Consider the following 18,693-nt stretch of genomic DNA (forward strand, 5'->3'; position numbering starts at 1 on the left):
TGATCAGTCTTCCCCAACCTCCGCGCACGCCGGGCGCCGTGTGGCGGTGATCTCCGTATCCGGGCGTTCCGCGGCGATCGAACATACGATGGGCGGAGGTCGGCGCGTCGCCCCGGGACGCCGTGCCGTGAATTTCGACCGCCCGGTGTGGGGAACGCATGGCACAGGCCGCCGATACGGCGCGGACCGTCATCATGACCGTGGACGACGATCCGGGGGTGTCCCGGGCCGTGGCCCGGGACCTGAGGCGGCGGTACGGCGCGTCCTACCGGATCGTGCGGGCCGAGTCCGGGGAGTCCGCGCTGGAAGCGCTGCGGGAGCTGAAGCTGCGCGGCGACCTCGTGGCGGTGATCCTGGCGGACTACCGGATGCCGCAGATGAACGGCATCGAGTTCCTCGAACAGGCCCTGGACGTCTACCCGGGCGCGCGGCGGGTGCTGCTGACCGCGTACGCGGACACCAACGCGGCGATCGACGCGATCAACGTCGTCGACCTCGACCACTACCTCCTCAAGCCCTGGGACCCGCCGGAGGAGAAGCTGTACCCGGTCCTGGACGACCTGCTGCAGGCGTGGCGGTCCAGCGACTTCCGGCCCGTGCCGGCCACGAAGGTCGTCGGGCACCGCTGGTCGGCGCGCTCCTCGGACGTGCGCGAGTTCCTGGCCCGCAACCAGGTGCCCTACCGCTGGTACTCATCCGACGAGCCGGAGGGGCGGCGGCTGCTGGCCGCGGCCGGCGAGGACGGGATGCGGCTGCCGGTGGTGATCACCCCGGACGGGACGCCGCTGGTCGAGCCGGAGGCCGTCGACCTCGCCGCCCGGGTGGGCCTGGCCACCACCCCGACCGCCGAGTTCTACGACCTGGTCGTGATCGGCGGCGGCCCGGCCGGGCTCGGCGCGGCCGTCTACGGCGCCTCCGAAGGGCTGCGGACCGTGCTCGTGGAACGCTCGGCGACCGGCGGGCAGGCCGGGCAGAGCTCCCGCATCGAGAACTACCTGGGCTTCCCCGACGGCGTGTCCGGGGCGCAGCTCACCGACCGCGCCCGGCGGCAGGCCGCCAAGTTCGGCGCGGAGATCCTCACCGCGCGCGAGGTGACCGCCCTGGAGGTCAACGGCGCCGCCCGGATCGTGCGGTTCTCGGACGGCTCGGCGGTCGCCGCGCACAGCGTGATCCTGGCGACCGGCGTGAGCTACCGGCAGCTTCAGGCGCCCGGCTGCGAGGACCTGACCGGGTGCGGGGTCTACTACGGGTCCGCCCTGACGGAGGCCCCCGCCTGCCAGGGGCAGGACGTGTACATCGTCGGCGGCGCCAATTCCGCCGGGCAGGCGGCGATGTACCTGTCCCGGGGCGCCAAGTCGGTGACGCTGCTGGTGCGCGGCGAGTCGCTGACGGCGTCGATGTCGCACTACCTGATCCAGCAGATCGAGGAGTCCCCCAACATCCGGGTGCGCGCCCGCACGGTCGTGGAGGAGGCGCACGGCGACGACCACCTGGAGCGGCTGACCCTGCGGGACGTGGACACCGGCGAGACCGAACTGGTCGACGCGCAGTGGGTGTTCGTGTTCATCGGCGCGGCCCCGCTGACGGACTGGCTGGACGGCACGGTGCTGCGCGACGCACGCGGGTTCATCCTCGCCGGGCCCGACCTGAGCCCCGACGGCCGTCCGCCCGAGGGCTGGGAGCTGGACCGGCCGCCGTACCACCTGGAGACCAACGTGCCCGGCGTGTTCGTGGCGGGCGACGCCCGCTCGGAGTCCGCCAAGCGGGTCGCGTCCGCCGTCGGAGAGGGAGCCATGGCCGTCATGCTCGTCCACCGGTACCTGGAGCAGTCGTGAGCGGGCAGTGCCTGCCGTGCGACCCCGAGGAGATCGGGTCGCTGTTCCTGTTCGAGAAGCTCACCCCCGAGCAGCTCGGGCGGCTGTGCGCCGAGGGGCGCGTGGAGCGGTTCGAGCCCGGGCCCGTCTACACCGAGGGCGACCCCGCGACCTGCTTCTACGTGATGCTGGAGGGCACGGTCGTGCTGTACCGCCGGGTCGGCGGGGACGACGTGGAGGTGAGCCGCACCTCCCAGCGCGGGGTGTACGCCGGGTCCATGCAGGCCTACCTGGGCGACCGGGTGCGGCAGGTCTACAACAACTCCCTGCACGTGACCGAGCCGACGCGCTTCTTCGTGCTGCCGGCGGACACGTTCGCGCAGATCATGCAGGAGTGGTTCCCGATGGCGGTGCACCTGCTGGAGGGCCTGTTCTTCGGTTCGAAGAACACCCAGCGGGCCATCGGGCAGCGCGAACGGCTGCTGGCGCTGGGCTCGCTGTCGGCGGGTCTCACGCACGAGCTGAACAACCCGGCCGCCGCGGCCGTGCGGGCTACCGCGACGCTGCGCGAGCGGGTGGGCAAGATGCGCCACAAGCTGGCGGTCATCGCGCAGGGCGCGTACGCGCCGGAGGTGATGGCGAACCTCATCGACATCCAGGAGCGCACCGCCGAACGCGTCGCCAAGGCGCCCGTCCTGAGCCCGCTGGAGGCCTCCGACCGGGAGGACACGCTCGCCGACTGGCTCGACGACCACGGTATCCAGGACGGCTGGCGGATCGCGCCCACGTTCGTCCAGGCCGGTCTGGACGTGGACTGGCTCGACCAGGTCGCCGCCGCCGTCGACGACGAGATGCTGCCGAGCGCGATCGGCTGGCTCAGCTACACCGTCGAGACCGAGCTGCTGATGGACGAGATCAACGACTCGACCACGCGCATCTCCCACCTGGTCGACGCGGCGAAGCAGTACTCGCAGCTCGACCGGGCCCCGTTCCAGAACGCCGACGTGCACGAACTGCTCGACTCCACCCTGCTGATGCTGTCGGGCAAGATCGGCCCGCAGATCAAGGTCGTCAAGGACTACGACCGCGCGCTGCCGAGGATCCCGGCGTACCCGGCGGAGCTCAACCAGGTGTGGACGAACCTGATCGACAACGCGGTCTCGGCGATGCACAGCGCGGGCGGCGAAGGGACGCTGACCGTGCGGACGGCCCGGGAGCACGACCGGCTGCTGGTGGAGTTCCGGGACACGGGCGTCGGCATTCCGGCGGAGGACCGGGGGCGGATCTTCGACCCCTTCTTCACGACGAAGCCGGTGGGCGAGGGGACCGGGCTCGGGCTCGACATCTCCTGGCGGATCGTGGTGAACAAGCACCACGGGAGCATCCAGGTGGAGTCGGAGCCGGGAGACACCCGGTTCCAGGTGCTGCTGCCGCTGACGGCGGCCGAGGAGGAGACGGCATGAGTGGCGAGAACGGAATCGACCCGAGCGTGCCGCCGAGCGGCAGCGGGTGCGCGGAGTGCGACGCGGACGGCGGCTGGTGGTTCCACCTGCGGCGGTGCGCGCAGTGCGGGCACGTGGGGTGCTGTGACAGCTCGCCGGCCAAGCACGCCACGGCGCACTTCCGCCGGACCGGGCACCCGTTCGTGCAGAGCTACGAGCCGGGTGAGAGCTGGTTCTGGAACTACGAGACGAACGAGCTGTACGAGGGCGGGCCGGAGCTGGCCGCGCCGGTGAGTCACCCGTCGGAGCAGCCCGCGCCGGGGCCCGCCGGGCGGGTGCCGGCGGACTGGGCCAAGGTCCTGCGCGGCTAGGAGAGGTTGGTTCCGTGCCCCAGGCTCCATCGGTCACGCCCGTCGTCGGCAGGGACGCGGAACTGGCCCGGCTCTCCGGTGTGCTGGAGCGTGCCCGCGCCGGGGAGGCGCGTGCCGTGCTGCTCGCCGGGGACGCCGGCGTCGGCAAGACGCGGGTGCTCGACGAGGCCGGGCAGCGGGCCGCCGAGGCCGGTATGACCGTGGTCGTCGGGCACTGCGTCGACCTCGGCGACGTCGGCCTGCCCTATCTGCCCTTCACCGAGATCCTGGGCGTGCTCGCCGCCGACGAGCGGTTCTCGGCCGCCGTGGCCGGGCATCCGGTCGCCGAGCGGCTGCTGGGGTCGGGGACCGACGCCGTGCGGGACGTGGACGGGCGGCTGCGGCTGCGGCTGTTCGAGGGGATCGCCGGGCTGCTCGCCGAGGTGGCGGACGTGGCGCCGTTGCTGCTCGTGCTGGAGGACCTGCACTGGGCCGACCAGTCGTCGCGGGATCTGCTGCGGTTCCTGCTGGGGCGGGGCGTCCTGCGGCGGCGCCTCGCGGTGTTCGCCTCGTACCGGGCGGACGACCTGCACCGCCGGCACCCCCTGCGGCCGTTGCTCGCCGAGCTGATCCGGCTGCCCGCCGTCGAGCGGCTGGAGCTGCGGCCGCTCGCCGACCCCGACGTGACCCGGCTCGTCCGGGCCTTGGAGCGCAGGCCGCTGCCGGAGGCCACGGTGCGGCGGATCGTGGAACGGGCCGAGGGCAACGCCTTCTACGCGGAGGAACTGCTCGCGGCGACGGACACCGGGTCCGGCGGGGTCCCGAGCGGGCTCGCCGACGTGCTGCTGATCCGCTTCGAGCAGCTCACCGACACCGCCCAGCAGGTGCTGCGCACCGCGGCCGTGGCCGGGCGCCGGGTCGAGCACGACCTGCTGCGCGAGGCGGTCGGACTGCCGGAGGACGAGCTGGAGTCGGCGCTGCGCGAGGCGGTGGGGCGGCAGTTGCTCGTCGCGGCGGACGACGACACGTACTCCTTCCGGCACGCGCTGGCCCGCGAGGCCGTCTACGCGGATCTGCTCCCCGGGGAGCGGGCCCGGCTGCACGGCGCGTTCGCGCGGCTGCTCGCCGGGCGGGGGCACCGGGCCGAGAGCGCCGCCGAGCGGGCCCACCACTACCGGGAGAGCCACGACCTCGCCGAGGCGCTGGCCGCCTCCCTGGAGGCCGCCGACCACGCACAGCGGGTGGGCGCGCCGGCCGAGGAGCACCGGCACCTCGAAGCGGCCCTCGACCTGTGGCCGGCGGTGGTTACCGAGGACCGGCCCTCGGGGGCGGGTACCGACCGGGTCACGCTGACCCTGCGCGCCTCGGCGGCGGCCGCGCACGCCGGGGAACTGCACCGCGCGGTCTCCCTGACGCGCTCGGCGCTGACCCAGCTGGGCCAGGACGCCGACTCCGAACTCGCCGCCCGGGTCCGCTACACCCTCGCCGGGAACCTGCTGAGGGTGGACAGCCTGACCGCGGCGTTCGCCTACAGCAGCGAGGCGCTGGCGATGATTCCCGAGGAGCCCCCGTCGCGCACCTGGGTGTGGGCGGCCGCGACGCACGCCATGACCGCGCGCCAGGTCGGGGAGAACGAGACGGCGCTGCGGGTCGCCCGGCGGGCGCTGCGCGTGGCGGAGGAGCTGCGGGTGACCGACGCCCAGGCGGATCTGCTGATCTCCCTGGCCGTCTTCGACACCGGCGGGCGGCGCGGCCCCGAGGGCCGGGAGCGGCTGCTGCGGGCCCGGGAGCTGGCCCGCGGGTCCGGCAACGCGGCCGTGGAGCTGCGGGCGCTGTTCAACCTCGCGATGGGCTGCTACGAGTCGGGTGCGCTGGCCGAGTGCGTGCCCTGGCTGACGGAAGGGCTGGACCGGGCCCGGCGGGCCGGGCTGCTGTCGTCGCCGTACCCGCTGGAGATGCGGTATCTGCGGCTGCTGGTGCTGCAGGTGCTGGGCCGCTGGGACGAGTGCGTGGAGGCGGCCGCGGCCGACGCGGAGGTGCTGCCGACGGCCGGCGGGTACACCGTCGGTCCAGCGCTGTACGTGGCACTGGCGCGCGGTGACCGGACGGCGGCGAACCGGGCCCGCGCCCTGCTGGACGGGCCTTTCGACTGGATGGCCACGCTGGTCGCGGGCATCGTCCTCACCGACGAGGCGGCGCTGCGCCGTGATCCGCAGGAGGCGGTGCGCTGGATGCGCTCCACGGTCGCGGCCCTCACCGACGAGGCGGGCACCCGCCCCGACGTGACGGTCCGGCTCGCCGCCCTGGCGCTGTCGGCCGTCGCCGACGCGGCCGTCGAACTGCGGCTGGGCGGCGACGGGTCCGGGGCCGGCCGCTGGGCGGACACGGCGGCCGAACTGGTGGAGCTGGCCCGGGAGATCGCCGGTCACGGCGAGGGCGGCGAACCGCAGGGCCCGGAGGGGAAGGCGTGGCTGGCCCGTGCCGAGGCCGAGGGGGTCCGGGCCGTTTCGGGACCGGACGCTGCGGCCTGGGCGGAGGCGGTGGCGGCGTTCGGCTACGGCGACGTCTACGAGCGGACGCGGTGCCGGCTGCGGTACGCCGAGGCCCTGGTGGCGGCCGGGCGGCGCGAGGAGGCGGCGGACGAGGCGCGCCTGGTGCGGGAGACTGCCGACCGGCTCGCAGCGGCGCCGCTGCGCGAGCGGGTGGACGCCCTGGTCCGCCGCGCCCGGCTGTCGGACGCCCCGCCCGCAGGCGACCGGGCCGGCGTGCTCACCGCGCGCGAGCAGGACGTGCTGCGGCTGCTCGCGCTGGGCCGCAGCAACCGGCAGATCGGCGAGGAACTGTTCATCAGCGGCAAGACGGCGAGCGTCCACGTCTCCAACATCCTCGCCAAGCTGGGCGCGTCCAGCCGCGGCGAGGCGGTGGCGATCGCCTACCGCGAGGGTCTGATCACCCCGGAGCCGTCGGCGTCCTGAGGACGACCTCGCGGTTGGCCGGCGGGGACAGGCCGCGGGTTCCGGCCGGCCGGCGCGGAGGGGAAGGGCCCGGGCCGTCGGGAACTCGGCTGCCGGCACGGCCGTTTCCGCAAGGGGCGGTGCGACGAGGGCAGGGGCGGCGTGATGAGCGAGTTGGTCCCCGGGGGGAACCTGGCGTTGCCGGGCGGCGCGGTGACCGTCCGGGTGCCCGGCCCGTTCGACGTGTCCGCACTGGTCACGGACGACGGCGGAAGGGTCCGGGACGACGGCGACTTCGTCTTCTACAACCAGCCCGCGGCGCCCGGCGCCCGGCTGCGGGGCGACACGCTCGTCGTGGACCCCGCGCGGCTGCGGCCGGGCGCGACCCGGGTCACGGTCGCCGTCAGCCCCGCCGAGCCCGGGACCGCCCTCGGCGCCCTGCCCTCCCCCACCCTCCACGTCACCGACACCCGCGGCCGCACACTCGCCCGCTTCACCCCGCCGCGCCCCGGGCAGGAGACGGTCCTGCTGCTCGCCGAGCTCTACCGGCGCGCCGACCGCTGGAAGCTGCGCGCCCTGGGGCAGGGCTATGCCGACGGACTGGCGGGACTGGCCCGGGACTTCGGGGTGGAGGTGGTGGACGAGGCACCGGACGACACGCCGTCCCCCTCACCACGCCCCGGGGCCGCGTCCGGTTCGCCCCCGGCCGCCCGCCCTCCGTTGGCCGCACCCGCCGCATCCGGCCCCGACGGCTTCCTGCCCCTGGTCAACTCCGCCCGCGGCGAGGCCGGTTCGCCGCCCGTCTCCCTCGATGCCCGCCTCGTCTCGGCGGCCCGGGAACACGCCGCCGCCATGGCCGCGGCCGGGCGTCTCGGCGTCGAGACCCGGGACGGCGTCTCCGTCTACCAGCGCGTGACCGGCGCCGGGTACGCGTACCTCACGATCGGTGAGCACCTGGTGTCCGGCCCGCGTACGGCCGCCGAGTTCGTCGCGTACTGCCTGCGCGCGGACGCGTCCCGCCGCGGCATGCGGGAGCCCGCGTTCTGTCACGCCGGGGTGGCCCATGTACACGACGGCCGCTCCGGCGACACCTACTGGACCGCCCTGTGGGCCGCACCCCTCACACCGGACGGACTGGAGCGCACCGCGGCGACCGTCACCGACCTCACCAACCGCGCTCGCGCCCGGGCCGGGCTGCCGCCCCTGGCCGTCGATCCGCGGCTGACCGCCGCCGCACAGGCGCACAGCGCGGACATGGTGGCCCGCGCCTTCTACGCGCACACCGCGCCCGACGGGAGCCGGCCCTGGGACCGTGCCACCGCCGCGGGCTCCACCCTGCGCACGATCGGCGAGAACATCGCCTGCGGCCAGCGTTCCCCCGCCGACGTCGTGGAGGGCTGGATGAACAGCCCCGGCCACCGGGCCAACATCCTGAAACCGGACTTCACACACATCGGGATCGGTTTCGCCGGCGGCGGCCGGGCGGGCACCTACTGGACCCAGATGTTCGGCGGCTGACCCCGCACCACCGCGTTCCTCCCCCGCCCGCACGCGCGATCTTGGCGGAGGGAAACGCTCCGGGCGAGGATGCCCGTATGAAGGGTGACCTCTTTTCCAGCGAAAACATGGCACAGCCGGCCGTCGCGGCGGGCATGACGATCGAGAACAGCAAGTGCGTCCGGTACACGGTGAACGGCGAGATGCTCGCCCGGCAGGGCTCGATGATCGCCTACCGGGGCAACCTCCAGTTCGAACGCAAGGGCCAAGGCGTGGGCGGCATGCTCAAGCGCGCGGTCACCGGAGAGGGACTGCCGCTGATGGCGGTGCGCGGACAGGGCGAGGCCTGGTTCGCGCACGAGGCGCAGAACTGCTTCGTCGTCGACGTCGAACCCGGCGACGAGTTCACGGTCAACGGCCGCAACGTCCTGTGTTTCGACGCCACGTTGTCCTACCGCATCGCCACCGTGAAGGGCGCCGGCATCACCGGCGGCGGCCTGTTCAACAGCGTCTTCACCGGGCACGGCAAACTGGGCCTGATCTGCGAGGGCAACCCGCTCGTCATCCCGGTCTCGCCGCAGTACCCGGTGTACGTGGACACCGACGCGATCGTCGGCTGGACCGCGGGTCTGCAGACCTCCCTGCACCGCTCCCAGTCGATCGGCTCCATGCTGCGCGGCGGCTCCGGCGAGGCCGTGCAACTGCTGCTCCAGGGCGAGGGGCACGTCGTCGTCCGGCCGAGCGAGGCCACCCCGCAGAAGTCCGGCCAGCACTGAGCCGCCGTCAGGTGATCTGCGCCTCACAGGCAACCCGGTCCGTTCCGCCGCCGTCTTGACCGGCAGCAGGTGACGCCCTGGCCCCCCCGGGGCCGGGGCAGGCTTCCACCCTTCTATACATGCCATGTATACACATCGCGTATACATAGCGTGCATACGGACCGAAAGGCATCGATGTACGGCAAGGCATTCGCCCCCGAATACCAGGGCGCGCTCACCACCCTGTCCGTCAACTCCTCCCTGACCGACGTCCTGGCCGCCGGCACCGAGCAGTTGCGAGCTGCCGAGCGCGCCGGCGAGCCCGGGGAGGCGGCGCGCTCCGGGCTGGCTGTGGCCGAGGCGCACCGCCGGCTGGGCCGGGTCCAGGAGGCGGACCGGGCCTGGAAGGCGAGCTACCGCGCCGCCCGGCAGGCCGGGGACGTGGCGGCGATGGCCTGGGCGCTGTGGAGCGGCGGCACCCTGGCCCGGCAGCGCGGCGCGTTCCCGCTGGCCCGCCGCCTGCTGCAGCTGGCGGCCGACCTCGGCGAGCGCGGCGGGGACGTCGTCGTACGCGGCTACTCGCTCGCGGGGCTCGCCGAGACCGGCCGCATCCAGGGCGACTACGAGGCCGTCGGACGGCTGCACGAGCAGCTGCTCGCCGAGGCCCGGCGGCGCGGCGAGGCGCGGCACACGGTGTGGGCGCTGGAGGGCATCGCGCAGATGCACCGCAACACCGGCGACTACGACAGGGCCTACGAGCTCTTCGAGGAGGCCGCCGGGATCGCCGCGGGCGCGGACGACCGGCGGGGCCACGCCTGGGCGCTGCGCGGACTGGCCGACGTCGTCTCGGTGCGCGACGGGGACACCGAGCGGGCCCTGGAGCTGCTGGCCGAGGCGGAGGAGACCTGCCGCGCGATGCGGCTGTCCAGCGCACTGGCCTACAACCACAAGATGCGAGGCAACGTCCTGTACCGGGCGGGGCGTTACGCCGAGGCACGGGCGCTGTACGAGCAGGCGCTGGCGGAGTTCCGCGCGATGAGCGAGCCGCGCGGTGAGGCGCTCTGCCGCCTCGGCCTCGCCAAGTCCCTGGCCCGGCTGGGCCGCGACCGTGCCGGGACGGCGGCCGAACTGGCCGACCTCGCCGGCACCCTGGAACGGATCGGCCTCCGGCACGCCCACGCCATGGTGGCCCGGGCCTACGAGGAACTAGGCATACCGGCGGACCCGAGGGCGACGGAGGCGGCACTGTGACGGCACTGCCGACGACGGGAGCGGTGGTGCGGCGGGCCGGCGCCCCCACGGGCCCCGGCGGGCCGGCGGCGGAGCGGACCGCCGTGACCACCGGCCCCGACACCCGGGCGGACCGGCCCGGCACGGCCGCGACCGATCCGGGTCCCGGGGCGGGCGACGCCTCACGGACCCTCGACCGCTGCCGAGCCCTGGTCCGGCCCGCCCTCGTCGAGGCCGTGGAGCGGCTGCACCCCTGGGTCGCCGAGATGGCCGGCTACTCGTTCGGCTGGTGCGAGGTCGGCGGCGCGCCCGTGGCCGCCCCGGGCGGCAAGGGCGTGCGGCAGGCGCTCGCGGTGCTCGGGGCGGAGGCGGCCGGCGCGCCGGGGCGGGCCGGGGTGCCCGCGGCGGTGGCGGTGGAGCTGGTGCACACCTTCTCCCTGCTGCACGACGACATCATGGACGGCGACACCCACCGCCGCCGCCGTCCGGCCGTGTGGCAGGCCTACGGCACGGGTCCCGCGGTCCTCGCCGGTGACGCCCTGTTCGCGCTGGCCGTCGAGACGCTGGCGGCGCGGCCGGGCGGTTCCGGTGCCGTCCGCGCCCTGTCCGTGGCGCTGGGCGACCTGGTGCGCGGCCAGGCCGACGACCTGCTGTTCGCCGACCGCCCCTGGACGGGACCGGAGCGGGTGCGGCCGGACGAGTACCGGGCGATGGCGGAGCACAAGACGGGCGCGCTGCTGGGCGGTGCCGCCGCGCTGGGCGCGGTGCTGGGCGGTGCCGCGCCCGGGACGGCCGCGGCACTCGACCGGGCGGGGCGCCACCTGGGGATCGCCTTCCAGATCGTCGACGACGTCCTGGGCATCTGGGGCGATCCCCGGGTCACCGGCAAGCCGGTCCACGGCGATCTGCGGGAGCGGAAGAAGACGTATCCGGTCCTGGTCGCGCTCGGCGCGCCGGACGGTGACCGGCTGGCCGGGCTCCTGCGGTCCGGCGACGACCCGGAGGAGGCTGCGGCGCTGATCGAGGAGGCGGGCGGCCGTGCGGCGGCCCTGGCGGAGGCCCGACGGCACGTCACCGCCGTGCAGACGGCCCTCGCGGACGTGCCCCTGGCGCCGGGCGCCGCGGGTGAACTGCGCTCGTTGCTCGGCTTCCTGGTGCGGCGCGACCTGTGAGGCGCCGGCCCGGCCCGCCGCGGGCATCGCGGGCATCCGCCGTCCGGACCCGGCGTTGACCCGGGGCCCCTCGCCGGGTGAGGGTGCCGGTCGGCGCGTTCCCCGACCCCGCGCCGGAGGGAGGGCTGCCGTGATCGGCGTCTCGGAGATCGAAGCCGCGGCCGAACGGATCGCAGGGCACGTCGTGCGCACCCCGACCGTGCCGAGCCCGGGGCTGTCGGCGCTGCTCGGCGCCCCGGTCACCACCAAGCTGGAACTGCTGCAGCGCACCGGCTCGTTCAAGGCGCGCGGGGCGACGGCGAAGCTGCTGTCGCTGAGCGAGGCCGAACGGGCCGCCGGGGTGGTGGCCGTCAGCGGCGGCAACCACGGGATCGCGCTCGCGGTCATGGCGGCCGCGCTCGACGTGAAGGCCACGGTGGTGATGCCGCGTTCGGCGCCCGCCCGGGCCGTGGAGATCGCGGAGGAATCCGGCGCGTCGGTGCGGCTGACCGACGACATGGACGGCGCGTTCACGCTCACGACCCGGCTGCAGCGGGAAGGGCTGACCCTGGTCCATCCCTTCGACGACCCGGTGGTCGTCGCCGGGCAGGGCACGGTCGGCCTGGAGTTCGCCGCCGACGCGGGAGACCTCACCGACGTGCTCGTCAGCGTCGGGGGCGGCGGGCTGATCGCCGGCGTGGCCGCCGCGTTGCGGGCGCTCCGGCCCGGGGTGCGCGTGTGGGGCGTGGAGACCGAGGGCGCACAGGCCATGTCCGAGGCGTTGGCGGTGGGCGGCCCGGTGCCGGTCACCCTGTCGTCGATCGTCTCCACGCTCAGCGCGCCGTCGGTCTCGCGGCTGACCTACGACCATGTGTCCGCGCTGGTCACCGAGGTGCTCGTGGTGCCGGACCGGGAGGCCGTACGGGGCTCGCTCGACCTGGCCGACCACGCCAAGGTGTGGACCGAGCCGGCCGCCGGGTGTCTGCTGCCCGCCGCCCGGCGGGTACTGGAGCGCGTCGGGGACGGGGCCCGGCTCGGCCTCGTGGTGTGCGGGGGCAATGCCACCACGGGCGACATGATCGGCTGGTCCCGGCGCTTCGGTCTGCGCTGAGCATCGGGGCGCTCCCGGGGAATCACTCGTTCGAATTCATCGAAGGGGTGCTGAGTTCGCTCGCCGGGCACCTCGGCATTTACCGCCGGTTACCCCGTGGCCGGGGCGGGCGAATACGGATCTGCCGAGGTGAGCGCCTCCGGAAAGCCCGGATACCTGTTTCCCCCTCGCACACATGCTCCCATCTTTTGAATAAAAGACAGGAATGGGTGGGGAGTTGAGATCCTTCTGAACGGAGGCGGCCCCACTCCCCGTACCTCTGGGGAAAAGGTGAGAGCCGGATTTCCAGCGAGGGATGGCCATGGGCAGGGCGCACGTCTCCACACACCAGTTGGTCGCCGGCCGGTACCGGCTGCTCGAGATCATCCAGCGCGAGACCAACCGCATCTGCTGGTACGCCGAGGACCTCGGCGCCGGCGAGGTCTCCCGGCCCTGCCTGGTCACCCAGATCGGGCTGCCGGAGGACCCGTTCGGGACCGAGCGCCGCACCGCCGCGCGACTGCTGCGCACGTCCGAGAACATGGCCCTGCTCCACCCCGGCCGGATCGCCACGGTCGTCGACGCCGTGGAGGAGGCCGGCGCGCTGTGGACCGTCAACGAGTGGATCGACGGCACCCCGCTCGGCGAACTCCTCCCGGAACAGGGCACGTTCGACTTCGTGCGGGCCGCGCGGATCGGTCTGGAGGTGCTCGACGTGCTGGACGCGGCGCACGCCGAGGGCGTCACCCACGGCGAGCTCAGCCCCGGCCAGGTGTTCGTCCGGGAGGACCAGTCGGTCGTCGTCACCGGCTTCGGCCTGGCCGGCGCGACCCTCGCGCCCCGGCTGACGGCGCCCGCGTACGCCTCTCCGGAGCAGGCCCGGGACGAGCGGATCGGGCCCGCCGCCGACCTGTGGGCGCTGGGCGCGATCCTCTACACGATGGTCGAGGGGCGCCCGCCCTTCCGCGACCGGGGCCGTCCGGAGAACACCCTGAAGGCCGTGGACCGGCTGCCGCTGCGCACGCCGATGGGCGCCGGACCGCTCGCGCAGGTCGTGCAGGGGCTGCTCCGCAAGGATTCACGGGAGCGGCTGACCCGCCCGGTGGTCCGTGCGGCGCTGACCCGGGCGCTGAGCGAGGACCCCGACACGGCGGCGGCACTGGGCTCGGTCCCCGTTCCGCGGCTGCGCGGCGTGTACGCGGCCGTCCGTCCGAGGGGCCCGGCCTGGAACAGACGGACCATGGTCGCGGGCACCGCCCTGGCCGTCGTCACCGTCGCGGTCGCCGTGCTGGCCGCGACCCAGGGACTGCCCGGTGGCGACTCGGGCGACGACGCGGCCGACGCACCGGCCCGGCCGCCGGCCTCCGCCGACGCACCGGGCGAGGGCCCCGGCCGGGACAGCCCCCAGCCGGCCGAACCGCCCGGCCCGACCGGCTCCCCCTCCCCGACGCCGACACCTACTCCGGCCAGCCCGTCCCCGACGCCGACGCGGTCCGCTCCGGCGGCCCTGCCGCCCGGCTTCGAGCGTTACCACGCGCCGGAGGGCTTCTCCGTCGCCCTCCCTAAGGGCTGGGAGCGGCTGGACACCGACCGTCAGGGGGACCTGGCCTACCGGGCCGTCTTCGGCTCCGACGGCGACGACCGCACCCTGGCCGTCACCTACAGCGCCCGCGTGGGCCCCGACCCCGTGGCCGTGTGGCGCGACGACGTCGAACCGAATCTGCGGCGCTCCGGCGACTACGAGCGGATCGGCGGGATCCGGGCGACGACGTACCAGGGGCGCGAGGCCGCCGACATGGAGTGGACGGCGGACGGCGGGGGGACCCGGGTGCACACCTTCGGGCGGGGCTTCCTGCTGGGCGGGGGCCGCAGCTTCTCGCTGCGCTGGACGACCCCCGACGCCGACTGGAAGGACGACGCGAACCAGCGGGCGCTGCGCACCGTCCTGGCCACCTTCCGCCCGGGATCAGACTGAGCCGCGCGGTGCCCGCCGGGAGGTGAGCCGGCCGCGCTCCAGCGGCTGGGTGCGCCAGCGCGCGGTGACGGTCCGCTCCGCCAGGGAGCAGGTCAGGGCGAGGCGGTGCGGGGTCTCCAGGAACACCACGTCGACGGCGAACGTCCCGGGGCCGGTCCAGCCGCCGCTCACCGCGGTCGGCAGGGGTTCCTCGGCGACCGTCCAGCCCTCCGGCCCGATGCGCAGCCGCAGGTGCTCCGCGTCCGGGCCCCCGTCCTCGCTGAGCGTCAGGGTCCAGCCGTCCGCGTCCCGGGCGAGTGCGGCCGCCCGGACGGGACCGGCGCCGGAGGCCGTGAACCGGGCGGCGGCCCAGTCCTCCGCCCGGTCCGGCGGCGTCGGGGCGCCGGGGGCGGGCGGCAGCGCGAGCCGCCCGAGGCGCTCCCGCAGGCTCGCGTCGGCGGTCTCCCGGCCGGGCAGCGGCTCGGGCCCGAAGGCGGGCAGCAGATGCTTCCAGACCAGGTTGAGGAAATCCTGCATCCGCTCGGTCGCCGCGGTCGTGGCGATCACCGCGTCATGCTCGGGCAGCACCAGGCAGAACTGGCCGTAGGCGCCGTCGCCCCGGTAGCCGTGCCGGGACGTCCAGAACTGGTAGCCGTAGCCGCGGTCCCAGTCCTGCCGGTCCGCGTCGCCCATGGCACCGGCGGTCGGTATGCGCGGCTGGGCGGCCCGGGCCGCCCAGCCCTCGGGGAGCAGCCGCTCGCCCTCCCAGAGGCCGTCGTTCAGGTACAGCTGGCCGAGCCGGGCGACGGCGTCGGTGGTGGCGTGCAGGCCGCTGAAGCCGATCTCGCGGCCCGTGCGGTCGCGCCGCCAGAACACCTCGCCGATGCCCAGCGGATCCAGCAGCCGGGGCCGCAGAAAGCCGGAGAGCGACTGCCCGGTCACGCGCTGCACGATCGCGCCGAGGGTGTAGGTGGTGGGCTGGTTGTAGGCGAAGACCGTGCCGGGGTCACGGTCCGGGGGCAGCAGCAGGAACCCGCGGACGGGTTCGGCCGGATCGCGCCCGAAGGCCTCCTCGACGGTCTCCCGCTCGTGACCGCTCGACATGGACGCCACGTGCCGTACCAGCATGGACCGGCTGCGCGGGTCGGTGATGTCGGCCTCGAACTCCGGGAAGTACGAGATCACCGGCGCGTCGAAGTCCAGCAGCCCTTCGGCCTCGGCCAGGGCGGCGGCGGTCCCGGTGAAGCTCTTGCTCAGCGAGTACAGCAGGTGGGGCCGGTCGGCCGCGTACGGCGCCCACCAGCCGGAGGCGACGAGGTGTCCGTGCCGCATGATCATCAGGCTGTGCGGCTCGATCTCGGGGGCGGCTTCGAGGGCGTCGAGGAAGGCGTGGACGCCGGCGGCGTCGACACCCTGGGCTGCGGGGCCGGAGGACGGCAGGGCGGAAGCACTCATGCGGGCATCCTGCCCCTGCCCGCGGGGCTTGATCGACCCGTTTCCGAGCCCGTTGTCAGGGGACCCGGCGGTTATGGTGCAAATCGGATACACGATGATGACCGAGCAGGCCGGCCCCCGTGAGCTCGTCGACCATGTGGTGCGGGCCGAGGAGGCGGGCTTCGACTTCTCGGTGACCTCCGACCACTACTTCCCGTGGTTGCGCTCGCAGGGTCACTCGCCCTACGCGTGGGCGGTGCTCGGCGCGGCCGCCCAGGCCACGTCACGTATCCCGCTGATGACGTACGTGACGTGCCCGACGTTCCGTTACCACCCGGCGGTGGTGGCGCAGAAGGCGGCGACGGTGCAGTTGCTGTCCGAGGGGCGGTTCCGGCTGGGGCTCGGCTCGGGCGAGAACCTCAACGAGCACGTGGTGGGCGGCGGCTGGCCGTCCGTGGACGTGCGGCACGAGATGTTCGAGGAGGCCGTGGAGATCATCCGCGCGCTCTTCGAGGGCGGTCACGTCAACCATCGCGGCACCCACTTCGACGTGGAGTCGGCCCGGCTGTGGGACCTGCCGGACGAGGCGCCGCCCATCGGCATCGCGGTCTCCGGGGAGCGGTCCTGCGCGCTGGCGGGCCGACTGGGCGACCTGGTGATCGCCACGGAACCCAAGGCGGGCCTGCTGGAGGCGTTCGACCGGCACGGCGGCGAGGGCAAGCCCCGGGTGGGCCAGCTGCCCGTCTGCTACGACCCCGACCGGGAGACGGCCGTCAAGCGGGCGCACTCCCAGTTCCGCTGGTTCGGCAGCGGCTGGAAGGTCAACTCGGAGCTGCCGCATCCGGATTCCTTCGAGGCGGCGACCCAGTTCGTCACGCCGGACGACGTGGCCGAGGCCATCCCGTGCGGTGACGACCCGGACGCGTTCGTCGAGGCCGTCCGCCCGTACGCCGAGGCCGGGTTCACCGAGGTCGCCCTCGTGCAGATCGGTGGGGACTCGCAGCCGGCGTATCTGGACTGGTCGGAGAAGACACTGCTGCCCGCGCTGCGCGAGGCGTTCGGCTGAGCTGGTCCGCCAGCGCCTCCACGGCCCGTTCCGCCAGTCGAGCCCTCCGCCCCGGGGGGCTCTTCTTCAGGTGTGCGCTGAGCCGTTGCGCCTCCTCGGTGGTCGGCAGGAACCCGACGAGGAGGAGGGGCAGCAGCAGACGCCTGACGAGCACTTCGCTGTCGGAGGTGACGTGCGGCCGGCGTACCACCGAGACGTTGACCCGGATCGCGTGCTCGTTGCCCGGCGGGACACCGGGCCGGTCCGTCTCGATCGCGGCGTAGCGGAACCCGTGGGCGAGGTCGCAGGCCGGGCAGCCCGCCGGGCCGCGGGCGAGCCGGTCGTCACAGTCCGGGCACACCAGCCGGTCGAGCGCGGCGTCCACCACGCGCCAGTCGTGCCGGTCGGGTTCGGCCACCACCATCTCGGCCAGGCCCCGTTCCTCGTCGCCACCGGCGATGGCCCACTGCCGCAGGAAGACCCCCCACCGCTCCTCCACGATGGCGTCCACCAGCCGGCGGCACCGCCCGCACGCGGGCGCCCCGCCGTACTCGTGTCCGCCGCACTCCCCGCAACGCCGCAGCACCGCACCGACCTCAGGACGCCTCATACGGCCATCGTCCCCGAAGCGGGCCGGCCCGGAAAAACGGATTACGGACCGGGCGGCATGCACGGAAACAGCACTCCGCACGGCCTCCCACCTGCGAAGAGTGCGGCGCTGCCGCTGGGGAGGTGCGGCCGGTGAGGGCCGGTGGGCTGCCGTCGGCATCCCATGCCCGGCCGATCTGCCCCGTCCCAGGAGAGTCCTCCGTGACCGTCGCCCTCACCTCGCCCGAGACCTACCCCGCGTCCGCATCGAGTCGCTGCGCGGTGCCCGCGGGAATCAGCCGGGCAACTGAGCATTTCGTGAAAATCGGGGGTACTAGAGGTCTCTACGTCGGTTCTTTCCGGAGGCCCCCTCGTGAACTCGTTCGTCCACAAGACCCTGGTGGTGCAGCTGCAGGCGGGTGACGCGGACCGTTTCTCCGTGCTCGCCCACCTGAGCTACGACGCCACGGACCCCTTCGCCGTCACGGTCGTCTTCAGCCACGACGGCCGTGTGCTCGCCCGGTGGCAGCTGGACCGGGAGATGCTCGGTGACGCGCTGCGGCGTCCGGTCGGGGTGGGGGACGTGCGGATGCGGCCCGAGTCGCGGGGCGTGTGGCAGGAGCTGCGCATGGAGTTCTTCGGCGACGCGCGGGCCGACGGCGGCCGCCACCACGCGGTGGTGTTCGCGTGGGCCCCGGCCTTCGCGGCGTTCCTGAGGGACACGTACGAGCTGGTGCCGCCCGGCAGCGAAGAGGTCAGCGTCGACGACTTCCTGGCGAACGTGATCGCCGGCGGATGAGGACCGGGCCCGCCGCCCGGATCGCGACGCGCGCCACGCCACCGGCGTGGCGGCCGCGTCACTGCGAGGTGTGGCGGTACCTGGTCCACAGGGGCAGGACGAACCAGCACAGCAGGTACCAGCCGACCACTCCGGCGACCAGGTAGGGCACGAATCCGTCGTGCGTCGCCACGCGCAGGATCAGCAGCAGGGACGCCGTCGTCGTGGCGAGCAGCAGCACCAGCCCGAACAGGGTCAGCCGGGAGGCCAGCCGCACCGCCTGCGGCTTGACGCGCCGGCCCGCCACCAGGCGGTGCAGCGCCACCGGACCGATGAGCGCCCCGGTCGCGCACGCGCCGAGCACCACCGTGACGAGGTAGATCATCTGATCCGTGTCGGTCAGCTCCTCGTACTTCTCGGTGAACACCACGGTCAGCAGGAAACCGAAGAGGATCTGCACGCCCATCTGGGCGACCCGGACCTCCTGGATGAGTTCCTGCCACATCCGGTCCGCTCTCTCCTCCTCCGTCTCGTTGCGCCCCCGGCGCATCGCCCCGCCCTGTGCCGCGTCCGCCACTGCGTCCTCCCGGTGTGATGGCCTGCCCTCCCCT

General features: G+C 74.3%; 15 protein-coding genes. 12 read left to right on the forward strand and 3 right to left on the reverse strand.

Annotated features, from left to right (window positions below; all coding sequences use genetic code 11):
- Positions 1-158 precede the first annotated feature (158 nt).
- The 10 genes from ABTZ58_RS32085 (at position 159) to ABTZ58_RS32130 (ending at position 14,258) form a co-directional block, all read left to right on the forward strand.
- Positions 159-1,835 (forward strand): NAD(P)/FAD-dependent oxidoreductase, encoded by a 1,677-nt coding sequence (locus ABTZ58_RS32085; RefSeq protein WP_351364380.1) that lies wholly within the window; start codon positions 159-161, stop codon positions 1,833-1,835.
- On the forward strand, positions 1,832-3,277 hold the full coding sequence (locus ABTZ58_RS32090) for an ATP-binding protein (RefSeq protein ID WP_351364383.1): 1,446 nt from the start codon (positions 1,832-1,834) through the stop codon (positions 3,275-3,277). The genes ABTZ58_RS32085 and ABTZ58_RS32090 overlap by 4 nt, the downstream gene beginning before the upstream one ends.
- Entirely contained in the window at positions 3,274-3,627 is a 354-nt protein-coding gene (locus tag ABTZ58_RS32095) for a UBP-type zinc finger domain-containing protein (RefSeq protein ID WP_351364386.1), read from the forward strand. Before ABTZ58_RS32090 ends, ABTZ58_RS32095 begins: the two co-directional genes overlap by 4 nt.
- Before the next feature lie 14 nt (positions 3,628-3,641).
- A complete protein-coding gene (locus ABTZ58_RS32100) occupies positions 3,642-6,581 on the forward strand; it encodes a helix-turn-helix transcriptional regulator (protein WP_351364389.1) in 2,940 nt (979 codons plus the stop codon).
- A 144-nt stretch (positions 6,582-6,725) separates the two neighbouring features.
- A complete protein-coding gene (locus tag ABTZ58_RS32105) occupies positions 6,726-8,078 on the forward strand; it encodes a CAP domain-containing protein (protein WP_351364392.1) in 1,353 nt (450 codons plus the stop codon).
- Between the two features lie 77 nt (positions 8,079-8,155).
- Complete coding sequence (locus tag ABTZ58_RS32110; protein WP_351364395.1) at positions 8,156-8,833, forward strand: AIM24 family protein; 678 nt, start codon at positions 8,156-8,158, stop codon at positions 8,831-8,833.
- A 174-nt stretch (positions 8,834-9,007) separates the two neighbouring features.
- Positions 9,008-10,063 (forward strand): tetratricopeptide repeat protein, encoded by a 1,056-nt coding sequence (locus ABTZ58_RS32115; RefSeq protein WP_351364398.1) that lies wholly within the window; start codon positions 9,008-9,010, stop codon positions 10,061-10,063.
- Between the two features lie 215 nt (positions 10,064-10,278).
- Entirely contained in the window at positions 10,279-11,214 is a 936-nt protein-coding gene (locus ABTZ58_RS32120; RefSeq protein ID WP_502996163.1) for a polyprenyl synthetase family protein, read from the forward strand.
- A 130-nt stretch (positions 11,215-11,344) separates the two neighbouring features.
- Positions 11,345-12,304 carry a threonine/serine dehydratase family protein gene (locus ABTZ58_RS32125; RefSeq protein WP_351364404.1) on the forward strand — a complete coding sequence of 320 codons (960 nt, stop codon included), beginning with the start codon at positions 11,345-11,347 and terminating at the stop codon, positions 12,302-12,304.
- A 301-nt stretch (positions 12,305-12,605) separates the two neighbouring features.
- Positions 12,606-14,258 carry a serine/threonine protein kinase gene (locus tag ABTZ58_RS32130; RefSeq protein ID WP_351364407.1) on the forward strand — a complete coding sequence of 551 codons (1,653 nt, stop codon included), beginning with the start codon at positions 12,606-12,608 and terminating at the stop codon, positions 14,256-14,258.
- On the opposite strand, the gene ABTZ58_RS32135 is transcribed toward ABTZ58_RS32130, so the two are convergent.
- Positions 14,250-15,692, reverse strand: a complete 1,443-nt coding sequence (locus ABTZ58_RS32135; RefSeq protein ID WP_351364410.1) for a serine hydrolase domain-containing protein — start codon at positions 15,690-15,692, stop codon at positions 14,250-14,252. The two genes, ABTZ58_RS32130 and ABTZ58_RS32135, sit on opposite strands and share 9 nt — an antisense overlap.
- 73 nt (positions 15,693-15,765) lie before the next feature.
- On the opposite strand from ABTZ58_RS32135, the gene ABTZ58_RS32140 reads away from it, so the two are divergent.
- Complete coding sequence (locus ABTZ58_RS32140) at positions 15,766-16,737, forward strand: LLM class F420-dependent oxidoreductase (RefSeq protein ID WP_351364413.1); 972 nt, start codon at positions 15,766-15,768, stop codon at positions 16,735-16,737.
- On the opposite strand, the gene ABTZ58_RS32145 is transcribed toward ABTZ58_RS32140, so the two are convergent.
- Entirely contained in the window at positions 16,634-17,326 is a 693-nt protein-coding gene (locus ABTZ58_RS32145) for a hypothetical protein (RefSeq protein ID WP_351364416.1), read from the reverse strand. The two genes, ABTZ58_RS32140 and ABTZ58_RS32145, sit on opposite strands and share 104 nt — an antisense overlap.
- Positions 17,327-17,677: 351 nt before the next feature.
- Between ABTZ58_RS32145 and ABTZ58_RS32150 the strand changes: the two genes are divergently transcribed.
- Positions 17,678-18,103, forward strand: a complete 426-nt coding sequence (locus tag ABTZ58_RS32150) for an SsgA family sporulation/cell division regulator (protein WP_351364419.1) — start codon at positions 17,678-17,680, stop codon at positions 18,101-18,103.
- A 58-nt stretch (positions 18,104-18,161) separates the two neighbouring features.
- Here the strand turns inward: ABTZ58_RS32150 and ABTZ58_RS32155 are convergent, their stop codons facing one another.
- Complete coding sequence (locus ABTZ58_RS32155) at positions 18,162-18,659, reverse strand: DUF6328 family protein (protein ID WP_351364422.1); 498 nt, start codon at positions 18,657-18,659, stop codon at positions 18,162-18,164.
- Positions 18,660-18,693: the final 34 nt, after the last annotated feature.

Origin of the sequence: Streptomyces sp. NPDC094143 (genome assembly GCF_040303825.1) — a bacterium.
Lineage (GTDB): Bacteria > Actinomycetota > Actinomycetes > Streptomycetales > Streptomycetaceae > Streptomyces.

Coding starts and splice junctions, on each gene's coding strand:
- ABTZ58_RS32085 (WP_351364380.1), top strand. CDS start 159: ATGGCACAGGCCGCCGATACGGCGCGGACCGTCATCATGACCGTGGAC.
- ABTZ58_RS32095 (WP_351364386.1), top strand. CDS start 3,274: ATGAGTGGCGAGAACGGAATCGACCCGAGCGTGCCGCCGAGCGGCAGC.
- ABTZ58_RS32105 (WP_351364392.1), top strand. CDS start 6,726: ATGAGCGAGTTGGTCCCCGGGGGGAACCTGGCGTTGCCGGGCGGCGCG.
- ABTZ58_RS32110 (WP_351364395.1), top strand. CDS start 8,156: ATGAAGGGTGACCTCTTTTCCAGCGAAAACATGGCACAGCCGGCCGTC.
- ABTZ58_RS32115 (WP_351364398.1), top strand. CDS start 9,008: ATGTACGGCAAGGCATTCGCCCCCGAATACCAGGGCGCGCTCACCACC.
- ABTZ58_RS32130 (WP_351364407.1), top strand. CDS start 12,606: ATGGGCAGGGCGCACGTCTCCACACACCAGTTGGTCGCCGGCCGGTAC.
- ABTZ58_RS32135 (WP_351364410.1), bottom strand. CDS start 15,692: ATGAGTGCTTCCGCCCTGCCGTCCTCCGGCCCCGCAGCCCAGGGTGTC.
- ABTZ58_RS32140 (WP_351364413.1), top strand. CDS start 15,766: ATGGTGCAAATCGGATACACGATGATGACCGAGCAGGCCGGCCCCCGT.
- ABTZ58_RS32145 (WP_351364416.1), bottom strand. CDS start 17,326: ATGAGGCGTCCTGAGGTCGGTGCGGTGCTGCGGCGTTGCGGGGAGTGC.